We start from the raw sequence: 19,357 nt of genomic DNA on the forward strand, positions 1-19,357 counted from the left end.
GTGCCAAGGAACAACACGTGCTCCACCACCTGATCGCCCGCCTGACAATTATATTTGCTCTTGCCATTTCGCTTGCCGCTGGTGTTTCCAGTGCCGTGGCCGCGACCGATATGGCGACCGACTGGGTGGACGAGGACTTTGCATCGGTACGCTTGATCAGCGCCAAAACCAATTTGTCCCAATCAGATACCATTCGACTTGGCCTTGAATACGAACTGCAACCGGACTGGAAGATATACTGGCGCAGTGCGGGGGATGCGGGCTTTCCGCCGCAACTTGACTGGACCGGGTCCGAGAATGTTGGTAACGCCGAAATTCTGTGGCCTGCCCCGCATCGTTTTTCAATCTTTGGCCTTGAGACATTCGGCTACAAGAATCAGATCATCCTTCCAATTGATGTCGCGATTCCCGACCCGTCACAACCGGTATCAGTGCGCCTGAATGTCGACTATCTGGTCTGCAGCGATATCTGCATCCCGGCGACAGCCACTTTCAATCTCGACATTCCAGCCGGTGCTGCTGATGGCAATGGCGGCACCAACATCAGCAACCATGCCCATCAAATCGAAAAGTTCGTCTCCCGGGTTCCACTTACCGGGACCGGCCTGCCGATTAAAGTCATCAGCATCGACAGTCAAAAAACAGATGACCAAAACATCCTGCGTCTTGGCATCGCGGGCCTTGACGCCGCAGACGTCAGTGTGGATGACATCCTGATCGAAAGCGACCTTCGGGTCGGGTTTGGCTTGCCAAAGACGCAAGAGCCCCAAGGCCCTGCGTCAGATGACGTCCAATACTTCAATCTTGCCGTTCAGGGCCTTGAAGACGGGCAGAACCTGATTGACGAACCGTTGACTGTAACGGTCATCGCAGGACCGCTTGCTGTTGAACAAAACCTTGTTGTTGGTCAATCAAGCGCCGCCTCATCAATTACCGCGGCGGCTGCATCCCCCTTGGCCGGGACAAGCCAGTGGCTGATCGGGCTTTTTGCCTTGCTTGGTGGCTTGATCCTGAATGTGATGCCCTGCGTGTTGCCGGTGCTTTCGATCAAGGTCATGTCGGCCCTTCAGGCGCGTGAACAGGATATTGGCCGGGTGCGCGTCGGGTTTCTGGCAAGTGCGGCCGGGATCGTCACATCGTTCTGGATTATTGCCGCCGTTCTGGTGGGCATCAAACTGGCCGGTGGGTCAATCGGCTGGGGTATTCAGTTTCAGCAACCGCTGTTCCTGACAGTTATGACAATCATCCTCGCGCTGTTTGCCTTGAACATGTGGGGGCTGTTTGAAATTTCCGGGCCTGACCAGCTTGGCAATGCCGCCAATGACGCCATAACGCGCCGCGAAAGCCGTGGCCGACACATCAGCAGTAATTTCCTGACCGGCATGTTTGCTACCTTGCTCGCGACCCCATGCTCTGCGCCATTTCTTGGGACTGCCGTCGGCTTTGCCTTGGCGGGCAGTGTGTTTGATATCTTCTGGATATTCACATTGCTGGGGATTGGCCTAGCCCTGCCATATCTTGCAATCGCCATTCAGCCGCGTGTTGCCCATATCCTGCCCAAACCTGGCCGCTGGATGAATGCTGTCAAATTTGTGCTTGGGCTGGCGCTGGTCGGAACTGCGGTTTGGCTTCTGAGTATTCTTTCGGTACAAATCGGGATGGTCGGGGCTGTTGCAGTTGGCATGGGCCTGATTACGGGTGGCCTGTTCATTTGGGCCCGCAAGCGCGCTTCAAACTTGCGCCCACGGTTTATCTTTACCGCACTTGCCGTGGCGGGTTTCCTTGTGTCGCTGTTTGCACCGGGCTTCTCGCGCCCCCCCTCTTCGACCATGGCATCAACCAGCAGCGGAAATCTTGACTGGCAGGCCTTTGCCCCGGAAACCATTGATGCGCTGGTGTCCGATGGCAAAACAGTGGTCGTTGATGTGACCGCCGAATGGTGTGTCACCTGTCAGGTCAACAAACGGCTGGTTCTGGAAACCCCGGCTGTTGCGGATGCGCTGAGCAATGACAACATTGTTCTGATGCAGGCCGACTGGACCCGCCCCGATCAGAAGATTGCAGATTATCTGGCGTCTTACGGGCGGTTTGGCATTCCGTTCAATGCGGTATTCGGGCCTGCAGAACCAGACGGTATCTTGCTGTCAGAGCTGCTGGGTGTTGAGGCCGTGCTCAAGGCCCTGCACGATGCAAAAGGCGCATCCAATCTCGCCCAGACATCTGAATGATCACATCTAGGCTCAGGACCTGATTTTCATGCCAAAAGGTCGCATCAAATGCCCCGGCGTTGCGCCGTAACAAGGCACACACATGAAACTTGTTGAAAACTCTGACTGGAAGCATTGAACCGCAAGCGGTTTTGGTGTTTGATTCCCCCATACGATCCAGCGCAATCAATGGGATTGCGCCAAACAACGGAGATACACATGACCATTTCAGTCGGCGCTGAACTCCCGGACGTTACCCTTTTCCGCGCGACCAGCGACGGCCCGGAAGCCGTGAATTCCAAGGAATTCTTCGCGGGCCGCAAAGTCGTTCTGTTCGCCGTACCGGGTGCATACACCCCGACCTGCTCGGCAAAACACCTTCCGGGTTTTGTCGCCAAGGCCGGTGACATCAAGGCCAAGGGCGTAGATGAAATTGTTTGCCTGGCATCCAATGATGCCTTTGTGCTTCAGGCTTGGGCGACGTCTGAAAAGGCCGAAGAAATCACCATGCTTTCTGATGGCGACCTGGCATTTGTCGATGCGACGGGTCTGGAACTTGACCTGACGGGGCGTGGTCTTGGCAAACGGGCAAACCGGTTTGCCATGATCGTCGAAGACGGCAAGGTCACCGATCTTGCTGTCGAAGAACCTGGCGCCTTTGAAGTCTCCAGTGCTGAAGCCGTTCTTGCCAAGCTTTAGGCCATAAACGCCAGCTACAGACAGTTAAAGCTCCGCAGGCACCTGCGGAGCTTTCTGTTTTCTCGGGGCAAGGCGCGCAACTAGCGCGGCAGCAGGACCGGAATCGGATCTTCGCTTGAGTCGTAGTCGCATTCAAAGGTCGGATTGGTGTGCTTGGAAATGAAATGCACAACCCCTTCCCGGAAGCTTCCCTTGATCGGTGACCAGCTCATATAGACACCGCCACGGGTATCGTATTCGCGAATATCAGGATCACGCATCAGTTCTGCGAAACTATGTCCAAGATCCTCTGTTGCACCGGCAACCAGCCAGGACGGTTTCAAACCGCCGTGCCACAGCAGGTAAACACCGCCCACACCGTTCAGTCCGAGCTCCGCAATGTCATCAATCATGAACATGCGGTAGTAATCACCACGCGGGCTCTTACGCCATTTGATATCTTGCGCCTTTGGCTGGCGAATACCACCGAGTGACCAAAATCCCATAGCAACCTCCAAGCACGCCAAAACACGTGCGACCGAATATCACACGCATCCCAACATAGCTTCTTGTTCTTATAGGTAAGAACCTATCTTAACATATGTAAACGTTTGGTTGACAAAAGACATTGATCTTCCGCCTTTTGTCGACCTTCTGTCGAAGAATAAGCATCGCTACTAACTTATATACAGGGCAAAAACCACGTATTTCTTAAGTTATTCGAACAACTTATCGATATCGTCCTGACTGATGCCTTCGCCGTCAAGCTGCGGACCATTTAGCAAATCAGAATCATCAGGAACGGCTTCTGCCTCAACTTCCGGGACCGGAAGTTCGGAAAATGCTTCTTCGCCCCAGATCAGAATCATGTTGTGAACACGCTCTTCAACGAACTCAAGCGTGCTGACAACCTTGTTGATGCGCTGTCCGGTGATGTCCTGGAAGTTGCAGGCCTCAAACACCTTGGTCACGATAAAGGCGATCTGTTCGACATGATCGGCAACAAATTCACTGGGGGCCGAATTTTTCAGGGTCATGGCAAGATCGTCAATCTGCTCGGCAGATTCCAAAATGGTGTGCGTTGCCATTTCGGTATCCTTGACGATGGCATCAAGTTCGGACGTCGCACTTACCAGACGGTCATCCTGTGCCTTGGGATGGCGCAGGGATGCGATCTGTACCTTTGCCTTGTGGATGTGTTCGTTCATTTCTTCGATCTGGGTACGGATCAGTTCCAGATCGTCCTGGTCCGGCTCGGCAGCCCCGGGACGGTTGGCATGGGTGAAATTGCTTGAAACCGGTTCCGGCAACTCATCGCCTGGCACATCATTGGAGGCAACAGGTGCCGCGATCGACGCATCTCCTGCCGGTAAGGTGCCCGATGCCATGGCCTGACGCAGTTGGGAAACCTCCCCGCGCAGGGCACGGATTTCATCAAGAACAGCCTGCGTTAGTCCTGATGCTTCGCCTGCACTGTCTGCCACTGGCAGCGATGCCGGTGCCGGCTCCCCCGCGCCCATTCCGCTTTCAAGCGTCGGATCAAAGAAGGAGTCAGACCAATCTTCAACCACCCCACCTGTCCGTTCTTTAAGACGACGCTCGGCAGTGAATACTTTTTGCACACGACGTGACATGACTGATTTCAAACCTCCGGAACGGACATACGCCCGATCACAAAATCCCCAAACGCGTCTTTGCTGACGCCGTTCATTAAACTTATGACAAGTATAAGTGTGGAGATTGCAACAAGTCCAATGGGTTTCAAGTACAAGTCCTTGAAAAAGAACACCCCGGCCACAAGACCGGGGTGTTTTGAAACGTCATGCAGCTTGGCTTATCAAGCTGTTTCAGGCTTCCAGCGCAAAACCGGCTTGCGTGCAGCAGCGGTTTCGTCAAGACGCCGACGCGGCGTTAGATAGGGTGCATTCTTGAAGAATTCGGCATCACCGGACTCTGCTTTGGCGACAAGAGACAGAATCGCATCACAGAATTGATCAATCGATTCTTTGGTTTCGGTCTCTGTCGGTTCGATCAAAAGAGCCCCATGAACCACCAGCGGGAAATACATCGTCATCGGGTGGAACCCTTCGTCGATGATTGCCTTGGCCAGATCAAGGGTCGAAACACCGGTATCTTTGAGGAAGCTGTCATCAAACAGGGCTTCATGCATGCAATAGCCCGGGAAGGCCACGCTGAGCTTGTCCTTAAGACGTGCCAGCAGATAGTTGGCATTAAGTACCGCATCCCCGGATGCCTGCCGCAGACCATCCGCACCGTGGCTTTTCATATAGGTCAGCGCACGAATGAACATGCCCATCTGACCATGGAACCCCTTCAGACGACCGAACGGCTGCATGCCATCGTCTTCATCCGCGGTTTCAACCAGATGGAATCCGTCGCCTTTTTTGACGACATAAGGGATCGGCGCAAACGGCGCCAATGCATCAGAGAACACAACCGGCCCGGAACCCGGTCCACCGCCGCCATGCGGGGTTGAAAAGGTCTTGTGCAGGTTGATATGCATGGCATCAATGCCAAGATCGGCTGGGCGCACCCGCCCGACGATGGCGTTGAAGTTCGCCCCGTCGCAATAGAAATAACCGCCCGCTTCATGCACAAGATCGGCGATCTTGCGCACATCGCGCTCAAACAGACCGCAGGTATTCGGGTTGGTCAGCATGATACCGGCCACATCATCGCCAAGTTTGGCTTCGAATGCCGCCAGATCAACACGGCCATCTTCCGTTGCCGGAATCGAATCAACGCTAAAACCGCAGGCCGCCGCCGTCGCCGGGTTTGTCCCGTGGGCAGATTCCGGCACAAGAACGCGACGGCGGTTTTCACCACGTGCATCCAGGGCCGCGCGAATGGCCATCATCCCACACAATTCCCCCTGTGCACCTGCCGCAGGCGACATGGAAACAGCGGGCATACCGGTTAAGACAAGCAACCAGTGCGCACATTCATCAATCAGCTTCAAGGCACCCTGAACCGTGCTTTCGGGCTGCATCGGATGCAGATCGGAAAGACCGGGCAAACGCGCAACCTTTTCATTCAGGCGCGGGTTATGCTTCATGGTGCAGGACCCCAACGGGAAGAAACCGGCATCAATGCCATAGTTCTTCTGCGACAGGCGGGTGAAGTGGCGCACGACTTGTGGCTCTGACAGGCCAGGCAGCCCAACGTTGCTATCACGGTCAAGACCGCCCAGACGGGATTTCGTCCCCTGTGGCTCGGGCAAATCAACACCGGTTCGACCAGCTTGACCCTGCTCGAAAATCAGTTGTTCTTCGATGACAAGTCCACGGTTGCCGGTATGGGTTGTAAACGTCATGCCAGCGCCTCCTTCAATGCGGACGCAAGGGCCGCGATGTCTTCGTCGGTATTGGTTTCTGTCACCGCCACCAGCAGATAGTTATCCAGATCCGAACGGTTCGGATACAGACGCGACAATGGAACGCCGCCAAGAACCCCTTTGGCCACCAGTGTCTCAACGACTTCTGCAGCGGGCTTGGACAGCTTCACGGTAAATTCGTTAAAGAAGCTGTCATTAAGAACCGATACACCATCGACAGCGTCAATTGCATCGGCAGCCTTGCAGGCGTTTTCGTGGTTCAACGTCGCCAGGCGACGATACCCGTCTTCGCCAAGCAAACTCATATGCACCGTAAAGGCCAGCGAACACAGACCAGAGTTGGTACAGATGTTCGAGGTCGCCTTTTCACGACGAATATGCTGTTCGCGGGTCGAAAGGGTCAGCACAAAGCCGCGCTTGCCATCCTGATCGACCGTTTCGCCACACAGGCGACCGGGCATCTGACGCACCAGCTTCTGGGTCGTGGCAAACAGGCCGACATATGGCCCGCCATAATTCAGCGCATTGCCAATCGACTGACCTTCGCCGCACACGATATCCGCACCGAAGCTTCCCGGTGACTTGATCGCGCCAAAGGCAACCGCCTCGGTAAAGACAACAACAAGAAGCGCACCCTTGGCATGGCAAAGTTCGGCCAACTGGGTGTGATCCTGAATGCGGCCAAATACGTCCGGATACTGCACAACGACACATGCCGTCTGATCATCAATCAGATCGTTAAGTTCTTCGGCAGTTGCCTGATGTTCAGGATGACCATCGCGTCCGGCGACTTCGGTGTCGCTGTACTGGCAATAGGTTTCCGTCACTTCACGGTAATGCGGGTGCAGACCACCCGACAAGACGGCCTTTTTACGCCGTGTTGCACGGCATGCCATCAAAACGGCTTCCGCACAGGACGTCGCACCATCCCACATGGAGGCGTTCGCCACATCCATACCGGTGATCGAGGCAACCTGCGTCTGGAATTCAAACAGGTACTGCAAGGTCCCTTGGGCGATTTCCGGCTGGTATGGCGTATAGGCGGTCAGAAATTCACCACGCTGAATAACGTAATCAACCGTGGCCGGAACATGATGGCGATAGGCCCCCGCACCAAGGAAACTTGGCACACTTGACGCGCCCATGTTTTCACCCGCAAGGGCGGCCATGTCGCGTTCGACCTGCATTTCGCCAAGGTGGGCTGGCAGATCAACAGGCGCATCAAGCAACGCACCGTCAGGCACGTCATGATAAAGTTCATCGACTGATGATGCCCCGATGGTTTCAAGCATCGCGGCACGATCAGCACGTGTCAGTGGAAGATAACGCATGCTTAAAGGCCTTCGACAAATTCTTTGTAGGCTGCTTCGTCCATCAGCTCATCAAGCTGGGATTCGTCAGACAGCGACATCTTGAAGAACCAGCCTTCGGTCTCCGGTGCTTCGTTGACCAATGCCGGGTTGGCATCAAGTTCTTCGTTGATTTCGACAATTTCACCATCAAGCGGCGCATAGACGTCGCTTGCGGCTTTCACCGATTCAACAACGGCGGCATCGCCGTCTTTGGTCAGTTTCTTGCCGACGTCGGGCAATTCCACATACACAATGTCGCCAAGAGATTGCTGTGCGTAATCGGTGATACCAACCGTAGCAACGCCACCTTCAAACTCAATCCATTCATGTTCCTGCGAGAATTTCTTAGCCATCTTGATTTGTCCCTGTTGATCGTCTGTCTGCTGTAAGCAACACGAAACCGCAACTTGCTGATAATCACGGTTAATTGCCGATAATTGCGGTCGTCAGCCGCGGAAGTAGCGGTGCGGTGCGAACGGAAGTTCGACCACTTCTGCCGGACGTGCCTTGCCACGGACCATAAGATCAATTTTGGTCCCCGGTTTGGAAAACTCTATTGCAACATACCCCATTGCGATCGGCCCATCGACTGTCGGGCCAAATCCGCCGCTGGTGATCTCGCCGATCTCTTCGCCATCAGCATTTAAAATCGGGGTATGTTCACGTGCAGGTGCCTTGCCTTCCGGCTTGATGCCGACACGTTTGCGATCAGCACCATTGGCAAGCTGATCGAGAATGATGTCTGCGCCCTTAAAGCCACCCTCGGCACGACGGCGCTTGTTGATGATCCAGTTCAGATCACCTTCAACCGGGGTCGTGGTGGTGTCGATGTCATTGCCATAAAGGCACAATCCGGCTTCAAGGCGCAGCGAATCGCGCGCACCAAGACCGATGGCCTCGACTTCCTCTTCGGCAAGCAGCTTGCGGGCAAGTGCGTCGGCCTGCGCGTTGGGCACCGAAATTTCATAGCCGTCTTCACCGGTATAACCCGAACGGGTGACAAAGCACGCAATGCCTGCGATCTCGATTTCGGCAAAACTCATGAATTTCAGATCAGCAACGGCCGGCGCAAAACGCGCCAGAACCTCTGCCGCTTCGGGACCCTGAAGGGCCATAAGCGCACGATCATCGATTTCTTCAAGGGATACGCCATCGCCAAGATTTGCGCGCATATGCACGATATCGTCATCCTTGCAGGCGGCGTTGATCACCAGAAACAGACTGTCACCGGCATTGGTAATCATCAGATCGTCAAGGATGGTACCATCATCGTTGGTAAAGGCAGAATACCGAGTCCGGCCCGGTTTAAGGATTGCGATGTCTCCGGGCACAAGCTTTTCAAGCTCGGCCACGCGGTTTTCACCGGTCAGGCGCACCTGCCCCATGTGCGAGACATCAAACAGGCCGGCTTTGGCACGGGTATGAAGATGTTCGCCCTTAACGCCCAGCGGGTATTGTACAGGCATGGCATAACCCGCAAACGGCACCATTTTGGCACCAAGTTCCACATGAAGGTCATAAAGGGCTGTTTGAAGCAGTTCGGTCTGTTGATCCACTAATCCGGTCTCCGAGACAATCGTTGCGAAACATAGCCGACCAATGGCCAACCACATTCCCCCTCTGTCTCGGAGCCTGAAAGAATCACATCCGCAAGGTCACATTTAACGTGCCTGATCGGTCTGCTTACATCTTCGGCGAGGTGCTGTTGATCAATAGATCACAGCATCTACTTTCCAGAGTCCCATCTCCGCGCGGTCCTGTTGCCTGAGAGTTTCCGGGGTGGTTGCTCCTTCGGCGTCCGCTGGTCAAAATCAGACTGCGGCCTCTCCCACGGGGATCATTTGGGTATTTCTCTTTATACGAGGTTCCTTACCAACCGACCACCCCTAAATTTCGGGCAACAAACCGGAAGGTCGTTCAACCGCGTGGTATCAGTCGGTTCCGAAACGGCGATTATATTCAAGCTGATCGGCACTAAGCTGGAAGCCAAGATAGATTTCATAATCAGGTCCGGCCCAGACATCATCAAGCGGAACCGAAAGCGTAACCTGCTCATCGCGGATGCGCGCCATGTTCAGGTTTTCGGAAAATGCCATATTAATGTCGAAGACGGATTTCTCGACAAGGTTCCCGTCCGGATCACGCAAAACAACGAAATATTTGAGCGCAACGGCCCGGTTCTGGGCTGCCGGACCAAGTTCGGCTGTGATGATCGGGCTGATGATGACGTCAAGTTCCTTGTCATCAAGGTCATACCCGCAATCACCAAGATATCCGGTAAATTCGGCCTCGACGATCACGTCGGTCAGATCGCGTCCAGCACCGTTGAACTGGACCATCCTGGCCGTATCTTTTGGCAAATAGGCCGCAGGGCAGGCCGGAACGGGCCGTTCTTCGAACGGGTTTCCCCCACCGCACGCGGCAAGCAACCCGCCAAGCGAGACAACACCCAATGCACATACGCGCCGAAGTCCGTTACCGATCGTCATCCAAGCCTCTATCAAACCATGTGTTTTGCGGCCAATGCCAGATATGCACAGCCCGGGCGCAGTCTATGCGCTCATGGGGGCCTGCACAACCCGCTTGAAGGGATATCCAAGATTGAAAATGCCAAATTTGCATGCCTCGTACAGCAGACAATCCACGCAGAGTCATTGCACCACATGTTCAGGCAGGTTATGTAACGACAATGTGTGAATAAAGCGCCGGGCACAGCCCCGCGCACGTTTGGGAAAGCCGGACCGGTATCATGTCTGACAAAGCCAGCCTGCAGATCATTCTTGCCAATCCCCGTGGTTTTTGTGCCGGGGTTGATCGCGCGATTGAGATCGTGGAAAAGGCCCTCGAAAAATACGGGGCCCCGGTTTATGTCCGCCACGAAATCGTCCACAACAAATTCGTCGTCAATCGCCTGCGCGATATGGGTGCTGTTTTTGTTGATGAACTTGATGCCGTGCCTGATGGCGTACCTGTCATCTTTTCGGCCCATGGCGTCCCCAAATCCGTGCCCGAGGCGGCTGAAACCCGCAAACTTGAATATCTTGATGCGACCTGCCCGCTGGTGTCCAAAGTGCACCGGGGTGCCGAACGTCATCATGCAGACGGCAAACACATCCTTCTGATCGGTCACGCAGGCCACCCTGAGGTCGTCGGCACGATGGGCCAGTTGCCCCCCGGCAGCATGACCCTGATCGAAACAGAAGAAGACGCCGAAACAATCGAGATCGCCGAACCTGAAAATCTGGCCTTTGTCACCCAGACGACGCTGTCGCTTGATGACACTGCAAAGATGATTGAAATCCTGCAGCGGCGTTTTCCGTCGATCTCTGTCCCCAAAAAAGAAGACATCTGCTACGCGACGACCAATCGTCAGCATGCGGTCAAGCTGATTGCCAAAAAAGCAGAAGCCATTCTGGTATTGGGTGCGCCGAACTCGTCGAACTCCAACCGCCTGGTCGAAGTCGCCAAACGCGAAGGCTGCACACGATCGGTTCTGGTTGAACGGGCAAAGGATATCGACTGGTCGCAGCTTGAAGGGGTTTCGAACCTTGGCATTACGGCCGGGGCATCTGCCCCTGAAATTCTGGTCGAGGAAGTGATTGAAGCATGCCGTCAACGCTTTGACGTAAGTGTTGAAACCATCACGCTTACCGATGAAAACGTGACCTTCAAACTGCCCAAGCAGCTTGCCAGCTAATCCTTTGTAATCGCCTTTCTCAAGATCAGGACCACGATAACGCTTATGGCCGTCTACACCGATGTTTCAGACGAGGATATCGCCCGTTTTCTTGCCGAATACGATATCGGTGAAGTCGTGTCATTCAAGGGCATCGCAGAGGGTGTGGAAAACACCAATTTCCTGCTTCAGACCACAACGGCACCCTTCATCCTCACACTGTATGAAAAGCGCGTAAACCCTGATGACCTGCCGTTTTATCTGGGCCTGATGGATCATCTGTCGGCCAAGGGCCTGAATTGCCCGACCCCGATCCATGGCAAGGATGGCATTGCGCTGCGTGAATTATGTGGCCGCCCGGCTGCGATCACGTCGTTCCTGCAGGGCATGTCGCCACGTCGGATACAGCCCCATCATTGTGCCGGACTTGGCGCCGCGTTGGCAGAACTTCACAATGCCGGTCTTGAGTTTGACATGCACCTGCCCAACGCGCTGAGCGTCGCGGGCTGGCGATCCCTGTTTGAAAGCTGTCAGGATCACGCCGATGACGAAGTCCCCGGACTGGGCGATATGATCCGTGACGAGCTTGATTTTCTTGACGCCAACTGGCCGCATGAATTGCCCAAAGGGGTCATTCATGCCGACCTGTTTCCCGACAACGTCTTTTTCTTCCCCGGCAAGGAAGAGGTATCGGGCCTGATTGATTTCTATTTCGCGTGCAATGATCTGCTTTGCTACGACGTGGCCATTTGCATGAATGCCTGGTGCTTTGAACCTGACAACAGCTTCAATGTCACCAAGGCCAAGAACATGCTGTCACACTATAGCAAGGTGCGCCCGATCTCGGATGCCGAAAAGGCAGCCCTTCCCATTCTTGCACGTGGCGCCAGCCTGCGCTTTTTGCTGACCCGTCTGTATGATTGGGTCAACACCCCCAAAGACGCGCTGGTCACTCCGAAAAACCCGCGCGAGTACATCAACAAACTGCGGTTCCATCAACGTGTGGATAATGCATCGGCCTACGGCCTTGATCGGGCTTAAGCCCAAGGATACCCCGAAATGACTTCCAATACCGATGATGACAACCGCGTCGAGATCTATACAGATGGCGCTTGCAGCGGAAACCCCGGCCCCGGTGGATGGGGTGCTATTCTGCGCTTTAAGGGCGTCGAAAAGGAAATGTCGGGCGGGGATCCGGAAACCACCAATAACCGCATGGAAATGATGGCCGCCATCAGTGCGCTTGAAGCCCTTAAACGCCCGTGCGTTATCGATGTCTATACCGACAGCAGCTATGTCCGCGACGGTATTACCAAATGGATATTTGGCTGGCAGAAACGCGGCTGGAAAACAGCCGACAAAAAGCCCGTCAAGAACGTGGAACTCTGGCAACGGCTGCTGAAAGCCCTTGAACCCCATCAGGTCGAATGGCACTGGGTTAAAGGCCACGCCGGACATCCGGAAAACGAACGCTGCGACGAACTCGCCCGCGAAGCTGTTCCGAAATAACACATAAATTACAACCTTCTGGTGATATTAGCTTGAAGCGATAGACCTGCGTTACAAGATAGATAGAGTTGCAAAGGTCAAAACGCATTCATCTCAAGCCTCCTTTTCAACTGATAGGCGCAGGCCAATTTGTCGCAAAATCGCAAAAGATATAGATCTTCCTGCGTTTTAGCTTCGTATATTCTCATAAACCGGGGATGCAGGGATTATGAGGTGAATGCGTTTTGACACTAAGATCAATCGCTTATTTGATTGATTAGCGAAATCGAACTTGCGTTTTAAGCCCGTAGCGGTTTGACTTGTGATTAACTGAGAGGATGTTGGCACTCATACGAAGGTCGAGTACAGTATATCGTGCAAGACCATTTCAGGTGTCAGGGAGAAAACGTTTGTCGCGCGGATCGTACGGCTTTTTACAACGGAAGTCCTTGAGCAGCCGGCTGCTATTTATTGCATTGCCGCTGGTTTCGCTGTTCTCGCTCGCGCTGTTTCTGGTCTTTGGCTATGTCAGCTACAAGGTCTTGCGCGACGACTTGAACGGCAAGGTTGAACAAACTGCCGACATCAACGCGCGCGTTCTTGCCACCCCATTCTGGTATCTTGACGTCGATAATATCGAATCCGCCTTGAACGCCATGTCGCGTGATCGCGACATCGTGGCCGTGCAGGCACTGGGTGCAGACGGCACCGAATTTGCCCATACCGGGCTTTCGCAATCCGAACTGTCAGATACATTGCGCTTGTCGCGCCGTGTCTATTTCGAACGCAACAACGTCCGCCATGACGTTGGCGAACTGGTCATCTATTTTACCGACGACCGGGTTCAGGATTTGCTGTTCCGGCGTATCGCGATCGACATGATCCTGTTTGGCCTGCTGATTTCGGTCGTGGCCGCCAGCCTGTTGATTGCCAACAAACGTTCGATCAAGGAACCGCTTAACCGTCTGTTGCATTCCATCCGCATGACCAAGCACGGCCGCCTGCGCCGTCCGGTGGAATGGAACAGTTCGGACGAACTGGGTCTTTTGATCCGCGAATATAATGAAATGGTCGCCCTCCAGGGGCAGGCACAGGAAGAAGCCCAGCGCAAACAGGCCCTGCTTGAAGCCACCCTGCACAATATCGGTCAGGGTATTTGCCTGTTCGATCAGGACCTGAACCTTATGGTCTGGAACGAACGCTATATCGAGCTTCTCAACCTGCCCCGCGATCTGGTCAAGGAAGGCACCCCGCTTTCCGATATCCTACGCTATAACGGCGAGCGCGGTGAATATGGCGATGTCAGTATTCAGGCCCTGATTTCCGACCGTGTGGCGATTGCGCGCCGTCGTGAACCCTATCGCATGGAACGCACCCGCCCGAATGGCCGCGTTATTCAGGTGGATCACAACCCGATGCCCGGTGGCGGTTATGTTGCAACCTATACCGACATTACCGAACGTAAACAGACCGAAGCCCGCATGCGCCACCTGGCTGTCCATGACGTCCTGACCAGCCTGCCGAATCGCACGCTGTTCCTTGATCGTCTGCGTCAGGCATTGCTCTCAGCGCGCCGCTTCCAGCGCGGTGTGACGGTGCTGTTTGTTGATCTTGACCGGTTCAAGGACATCAACGATCACTTCGGCCATGATGTTGGCGATCTGATGATTCAGGAAATGGGTCAGCGCCTGTCGCGCATTATCCGGGATTCCGATACGGCGGCCCGCCTTGGTGGTGATGAATTCGCAATCATTCAAACCGATGTTCAAAACATCGAAGACACCATTGTCCTTGCACAGCGCATCATTGATGAACTGTGTCAGCCGTTTGATTGCCGCGGCATTCGACTGCACTCAACAGCCAGTGTCGGCATCACCCTGTTCCCGGAAGATGGCGAGAACCCGGAACAGCTGGTCAAGAATGCCGATATGGCAATGTATGCCGCCAAGGCTGAAGGCCGCAATAATTACCGCTTCTTCCTGCCGTCGATGCATGAACGGGTCAAGGAACGCAAAACCATCGAGGAAGATCTGCGCAACGCCCTCGAACATGATCAGCTTGAACTTTACTATCAGCCGAAAATCGACTGCCGCACCGAGCGGGTTGTTGGTGCCGAGGCCCTTGTCCGCTGGCACCATCCGGAACGCGGCCTGATCCTTCCGGGTGAATTCATTTCCGTGGCTGAGGAATGTGGCTTGATCAACCGACTGGGCGCATGGGTTCTCAACAAGGCCTGCCGCCAGACCCGCAAGTGGCGTGATTCTTCGCTTCCGGGCCTGCGCATTGCGGTCAACCTGTCCCCGGCACAGTTCCAGGATGCTGAACTGGTTGATAGCGTGACCGAAATCGTCAAGGAAACCGCCCTTCCGCATGGCACGCTGGAACTTGAGATCACCGAATCCATTTTGATGAACAATCCGGAAAAAGCCGTTTCCACGCTCAAGGAGCTCAAGGAACTTGGCGTAACGATTGCCATTGATGACTTTGGTACGGGCTATTCATCACTGAACTATCTGAAACGGTTCCCGGTGGGGTCGATCAAGATCGACCGGTCGTTTGTGAACGACATTCATGTTGATATGGATGACAAGGCGATTGTCGATGCCGTTATCGGCCTTGGCCACAGCCTGAACCTTGAAGTGGTTGCCGAAGGCGTGGAAGAAGTCGAACAGCTTGTGTATCTGCAGGAAAAAGGCTGCGACTTCATTCAGGGCTTCCTGTTTGCCAAGCCGCTTCCGGCCGACACGTTCGAAAGCTGGGTCTGTGAACGACATGGCATTGAAATCGAACCGGTTGCTGCAAAGTCATAACCAAGCCGCACCTGTCTCCTGAAACGCCAAAACGCCACAGGTTAAAGCCCGTGGCGTTTTGTTTTTTTACCTTATAACCGCCGCCAGATCAGGCGTTCACACCGCTATCAACCGTAAACTCCGCACCGGTCACCACACGGGCCTCCGGACCTGCAAGCCACGCAATAAGACCGGCGGTATCTTCGGGTTGGCTATAGTGCGGTATTGCCATCAACCCGCGCTGCGCATCTGACATCTGGCCATCCGCCGGGTTCATGTCCGTATTGGTTGGCCCCGGGTGGATGATATTGGCGGTAATCGAACGATCCCCCAAATCCCGCGCCAGGCCAAGGGTCATCCCGATCAAGGCTGATTTTGACATCGAATACAGGCTGAACCCCGGCCAAGGCACATGTTTGGCAAGGTTGCTGCCGATCGTGATAATGCGGCCGCCCTCAGGCATATGCAAAAGCGCGGACTTAACCGCCACAAACACCGCGCGCACATTGATATCCATCGTGCGATCAAATTTATCAATCGTCAGGTCATTGATCGGGGCAACGTCAAACACCCCGGCATTATTAACAAGAATATCAATCTTACCCAAAACACGTGCGGCTTCGTCAACAGCAGCAGAAATCGCAGCTTCATCCTGATTATCGGCCTGAAGGGCAATCGCCCGTCCCCCATTTGCCTCAATCGCGCTCACGACTTCATCGGCTTTTTGCACCGCATTGACATAGGTGATGGCGACCTGTGCGCCTTCTGCCGCCAGGCGCTTGGCGATTGCCGCACCGATGCCACGGCTCCCGCCTGTCACAAAAACCACTTTTCCTGAAAGGTTCTGCATTGGAAACTCCATTTATGTAATGAACACTACATAATTCGTGACAGGCTTGAATTTTTTCGTCAACTAATTTATTTAATGGTCACTACATAAATAAACAGGCACATCATGGCACCGCGTGGCAGACCCAGAAATTTTGACCGCAACGACGCACTGGACAAGGCATTGGCCCTGTTTTGGGATCGGGGATATGAAAATACTTCCATGGCTGATCTGAGCAGCGCGATGGGCCTGCGCCCGCCCAGCATCTATGCCGCCTTTGGCAGCAAGGAAACGCTGTTTGAAGAAGTGGTGGAACGCTATGGTGACGTCTATGGCGGCGCGATTTGGGGGGACCTTGAGCGTTTCAAACATCCCCGCGACGCAACGCGCCATGTGCTGATTGCAACGGTGAATGCCTTTTGCGATGACGCCACACCAAAAGGGTGCCTGATTGTTCTGGCGGCACCCCAGGCAGACACCACCCAGTCAAGCGTTACACAAACATTGTGCACACACCGCCAGAAAAATGCCCAGACCCTGAAACGCCTGTATGAAGAAGGCCTGCGGCGCGGACACATCCCGCGTGGCGCCAACATCACCGCCATGGCCAACTATTATGCGACCGTTCAGCACGGGATGTCGATTCAGGCCCGGGACGGCATGGATCGACCTGCCCTGATCGCTGTGGCCGAGGCCGCCATGGCAACTTGGCCAGCCCTGATCAGAACGCCATTGACCTCGACCTAAGCTCAGCAGTCCGCGGATTGTTTAGGGCCTGACCCTAATAGATGGATGTTTCATCCCCTGCGCCATTCAAAACGACACGGCCTCCAACCGGGCGCGCCGATGACGTGCGATCAACCAGATCGACGATCTCGGAAATCACTTTGACCAGTTGGTAATCCTTGGGCGTGTAAACCGCCGAAACCCCCATCTGGCGTAACACCAGCATGTCGGCCTCTGGGATAATTCCGCCAACGACAACCGGGATATGCCCGGCCCCTTTCGCACGCAGACCATTGACCACGTCACGCACCAGCGGCACATGCGACCCTGACAGGATCGACAGCCCGATGACATGCGCCCCTTCATCAAGGGCGTTACGCACCAGTTCATCCGGCGTCCAGCGAATGCCTTCGTAAAGCACTTCAATCCCGGCATCACCGGCTTTCACCGCGATCTGTTCCGCGCCATTTGAATGACCATCCAGCCCCGGCTTGCCCACCAGCATCTTCATGCGTTCGCCAAGCTTGTCCGAAACGTCGTCAACACGCTGGCGCAGGTTGACCATGTTTTCTGCATCACCGGTGACAATCATCGATGTAATCCCGGTTGGCGCACGATATTCGCCAAACACATCGCGCAAGGTCGCCGACCATTCACCGGTCGTCACCCCCGCATGGGCACACGCAATCGAGCTTTCCATCACATTGCGTCCCTCAGTGGCGGCTGATTTCAAGGCCTCCAGCGACGTGGTGACTTCCGCCTGATCACGATCAGACCGCCAGGCTTTCAGCTTTTCGATCTGTTCCTGTTCGGCCATGTCATCAACTGTCAGGATTGATTTTTCACCCGATGTCAGCGGGGATGGTTCGGTTTCCATAAAGGCATTCACGCCAATCACCTTGGTCTGGCCACTTTCGATATCGGCCAGACGCCGGGCATTTGATAGCACCAGTTCCTGTTTCATATAGCCCCGGTCCACCGCAGCAATCGCCCCGCCCATGGCATCGATGTTGGCCAGTTCTGCACGTGCTCCTTCCTTCAGCGCGCCAACTTTGCGTTCAATCGCCGGATTCCCGTCAAACAGGTCCTCATATTCCAGAAGATCGGTTTCAAAGGCCATGATCTGCTGCAGGCGCAGCGACCATTGCTGATCCCACGGGCGCGGCAGACCAAGGGCCTCGTTCCACGCAGGCAACTGTACGGCGCGGGCACGCGCATTCTTTGACAGCACCACCGACAGCATTTCGATCAGAATGCGATAGACGTTGTTTTCGGGCTGCTGTTCGGTCAGCCCCAATGAATTGACCTGAACCCCATAGCGGAACCGGCGGTATTTGGCGTCTTCGATGCCATAACGATCACGGGTGATTTCATCCCACAGCTCGCAAAATGCGCGCATCTTGCAGATCTCCGTGACAAAGCGAATCCCGGCATTCACAAAAAATGAAATGCGCCCGACCACCTTGGCAAAATCCTCTTCGGGCACCTGCCCCGAATCGCGCACCGCATCCAGAACGGCAATCGCGGTTGCCAAGGCATAGGCCAGTTCCTGTTCGGCCGTCGCCCCGGCTTCTTGCAGATGGTACGAACACACATTCATCGGGTTCCACTTGGGAACCTCGCGATAGGTAAAGGCCGCAACATCCGTGATCAGCTTCAGGCTGGGCGCAGGCGGGAAGATATAGGTCCCGCGCGACAGATATTCCTTGATGATGTCGTTCTGGGTCGTGCCCTGCAAGCTTGCGCGTGCGGTACCCTGTTTTTCCGCCACCGCGATATAAAGCGAAAGAAGCCACGCCGCCGGCGCATTGATCGTCATTGATGTGTTCATCTGATCAAGCGGAATGCCATCAAACAACGTCATCATGTCACCAAGATGCGATACCGGCACACCAACCTTGCCGACCTCGCCGCGCGCAAGAACATGGTCCGAATCGTACCCGGTCTGGGTTGGCAAATCGAAGGCCACAGAAAGTCCGGTCTGACCTTTTGCAAGGTTCTGACGATACAGCGCGTTTGACGCCTGTGCCGAACTATGCCCGGCATAGGTCCGGATCAGCCACGGGCGATCGCGTTCCGGTTTTGCTGCGCTGCGCTTGTTTTCCATCGACATCGCGACCTCTTGTATTTTTATTACCTTATATCTTTTCGATAATTACGCCTGAACGTTATTAAATTATCTGCTAGACATCACTTTGGTAATTATATAACAATTTGTGCAACGCGATAAAAGCGAAAACAAATAGCGCCCCGGTTA

At 54.6% G+C, this 19,357-nt stretch carries 16 protein-coding genes and 2 riboswitches; of the genes, 7 read left to right on the forward strand and 9 right to left on the reverse strand.

Annotation, left to right across the window (positions count from 1 at the left end):
- Positions 1 to 17 precede the first annotated feature (17 nt).
- Together JF44_RS0104895 and JF44_RS0104900 are read left to right on the forward strand one after the other, a co-directional pair.
- Entirely contained in the window at positions 18 to 2,228 is a 2,211-nt protein-coding gene (locus JF44_RS0104895; protein ID WP_033067945.1) for a protein-disulfide reductase DsbD family protein, read from the forward strand.
- Positions 2,229 to 2,426: 198 nt separating this feature from the next.
- Positions 2,427 to 2,906 carry a peroxiredoxin gene (locus JF44_RS0104900; protein ID WP_033067830.1) on the forward strand — a complete coding sequence of 160 codons (480 nt, stop codon included), beginning with the start codon at positions 2,427 to 2,429 and terminating at the stop codon, positions 2,904 to 2,906.
- Between the two features lie 80 nt (positions 2,907 to 2,986).
- Here the strand turns inward: JF44_RS0104900 and JF44_RS0104905 are convergent, their stop codons facing one another.
- The 7 genes from JF44_RS0104905 to JF44_RS0104935 form a co-directional block, all read right to left on the reverse strand.
- Positions 2,987 to 3,391: a hypothetical protein gene (locus JF44_RS0104905; protein WP_238318373.1), complete on the reverse strand. Its 405-nt coding sequence runs from the start codon at positions 3,389 to 3,391 to the stop codon at positions 2,987 to 2,989.
- Between the two features lie 210 nt (positions 3,392 to 3,601).
- Positions 3,602 to 4,519 (reverse strand): protein phosphatase CheZ, encoded by a 918-nt coding sequence (locus JF44_RS0104910; protein WP_033067947.1) that lies wholly within the window; start codon positions 4,517 to 4,519, stop codon positions 3,602 to 3,604.
- Between the two features lie 203 nt (positions 4,520 to 4,722).
- Positions 4,723 to 6,219: an aminomethyl-transferring glycine dehydrogenase subunit GcvPB gene (gene gcvPB, locus JF44_RS0104915; RefSeq protein WP_033067831.1), complete on the reverse strand. Its 1,497-nt coding sequence runs from the start codon at positions 6,217 to 6,219 to the stop codon at positions 4,723 to 4,725.
- Positions 6,216 to 7,571 carry an aminomethyl-transferring glycine dehydrogenase subunit GcvPA gene (gene gcvPA / locus JF44_RS0104920; RefSeq protein ID WP_033067832.1) on the reverse strand — a complete coding sequence of 452 codons (1,356 nt, stop codon included), beginning with the start codon at positions 7,569 to 7,571 and terminating at the stop codon, positions 6,216 to 6,218. The genes gcvPB and gcvPA overlap by 4 nt, the downstream gene beginning before the upstream one ends.
- A 2-nt stretch (positions 7,572 to 7,573) precedes the next feature.
- The gene (gcvH, locus tag JF44_RS0104925) at positions 7,574 to 7,945 is read right to left on the reverse strand and encodes a glycine cleavage system protein GcvH (protein ID WP_033067833.1); all 372 of its coding nucleotides are present in this window, start codon (positions 7,943 to 7,945) and stop codon (positions 7,574 to 7,576) included.
- A 93-nt stretch (positions 7,946 to 8,038) separates the two neighbouring features.
- Positions 8,039 to 9,205, reverse strand: coding sequence for a glycine cleavage system aminomethyltransferase GcvT (gene gcvT, locus JF44_RS0104930; RefSeq protein ID WP_238318374.1), 1,167 nt, complete (start codon positions 9,203 to 9,205; stop codon positions 8,039 to 8,041).
- A gap of 5 nt (positions 9,206 to 9,210) precedes the next feature.
- A riboswitch (glycine riboswitch) is annotated at positions 9,211 to 9,331 on the reverse strand.
- A 3-nt stretch (positions 9,332 to 9,334) separates the two neighbouring features.
- Positions 9,335 to 9,433: riboswitch (glycine riboswitch) on the reverse strand.
- Between the two features lie 90 nt (positions 9,434 to 9,523).
- Positions 9,524 to 10,081, reverse strand: coding sequence for a hypothetical protein (locus JF44_RS0104935; RefSeq protein WP_033067835.1), 558 nt, complete (start codon positions 10,079 to 10,081; stop codon positions 9,524 to 9,526).
- Between the two features lie 260 nt (positions 10,082 to 10,341).
- Here JF44_RS0104935 and ispH point away from each other — a divergent pair, with 260 nt between their 5' ends.
- The 4 genes from ispH to JF44_RS0104955 all read left to right on the forward strand — a co-directional run bounded on the left by ispH (position 10,342) and on the right by JF44_RS0104955 (position 15,566).
- On the forward strand, positions 10,342 to 11,289 hold the full coding sequence (gene ispH, locus JF44_RS0104940; protein ID WP_033067836.1) for a 4-hydroxy-3-methylbut-2-enyl diphosphate reductase: 948 nt from the start codon (positions 10,342 to 10,344) through the stop codon (positions 11,287 to 11,289).
- Between the two features lie 45 nt (positions 11,290 to 11,334).
- Positions 11,335 to 12,309, forward strand: coding sequence for a homoserine kinase (locus tag JF44_RS0104945; protein ID WP_033067837.1), 975 nt, complete (start codon positions 11,335 to 11,337; stop codon positions 12,307 to 12,309).
- An 18-nt stretch (positions 12,310 to 12,327) separates the two neighbouring features.
- A complete protein-coding gene (gene rnhA / locus JF44_RS0104950; RefSeq protein ID WP_033067838.1) occupies positions 12,328 to 12,777 on the forward strand; it encodes a ribonuclease HI in 450 nt (149 codons plus the stop codon).
- A 428-nt stretch (positions 12,778 to 13,205) separates the two neighbouring features.
- A complete protein-coding gene (locus JF44_RS0104955; protein WP_033067839.1) occupies positions 13,206 to 15,566 on the forward strand; it encodes a putative bifunctional diguanylate cyclase/phosphodiesterase in 2,361 nt (786 codons plus the stop codon).
- An 88-nt stretch (positions 15,567 to 15,654) separates the two neighbouring features.
- Here JF44_RS0104955 and JF44_RS0104960 read toward each other — a convergent pair whose 3' ends face one another.
- The gene (locus JF44_RS0104960; protein WP_033067840.1) at positions 15,655 to 16,395 is read right to left on the reverse strand and encodes an SDR family NAD(P)-dependent oxidoreductase; all 741 of its coding nucleotides are present in this window, start codon (positions 16,393 to 16,395) and stop codon (positions 15,655 to 15,657) included.
- Positions 16,396 to 16,500: 105 nt separating this feature from the next.
- On the opposite strand from JF44_RS0104960, the gene JF44_RS0104965 reads away from it, so the two are divergent.
- Entirely contained in the window at positions 16,501 to 17,121 is a 621-nt protein-coding gene (locus tag JF44_RS0104965; protein ID WP_033067841.1) for a TetR/AcrR family transcriptional regulator, read from the forward strand.
- Between the two features lie 34 nt (positions 17,122 to 17,155).
- Here JF44_RS0104965 and JF44_RS0104970 read toward each other — a convergent pair whose 3' ends face one another.
- Complete coding sequence (locus tag JF44_RS0104970; RefSeq protein WP_033067842.1) at positions 17,156 to 19,213, reverse strand: protein meaA; 2,058 nt, start codon at positions 19,211 to 19,213, stop codon at positions 17,156 to 17,158.
- Positions 19,214 to 19,357: the final 144 nt, after the last annotated feature.

The organism is Thalassospira australica (assembly GCF_000763295.1).
Lineage (GTDB): Bacteria > Pseudomonadota > Alphaproteobacteria > Rhodospirillales > Thalassospiraceae > Thalassospira > Thalassospira australica.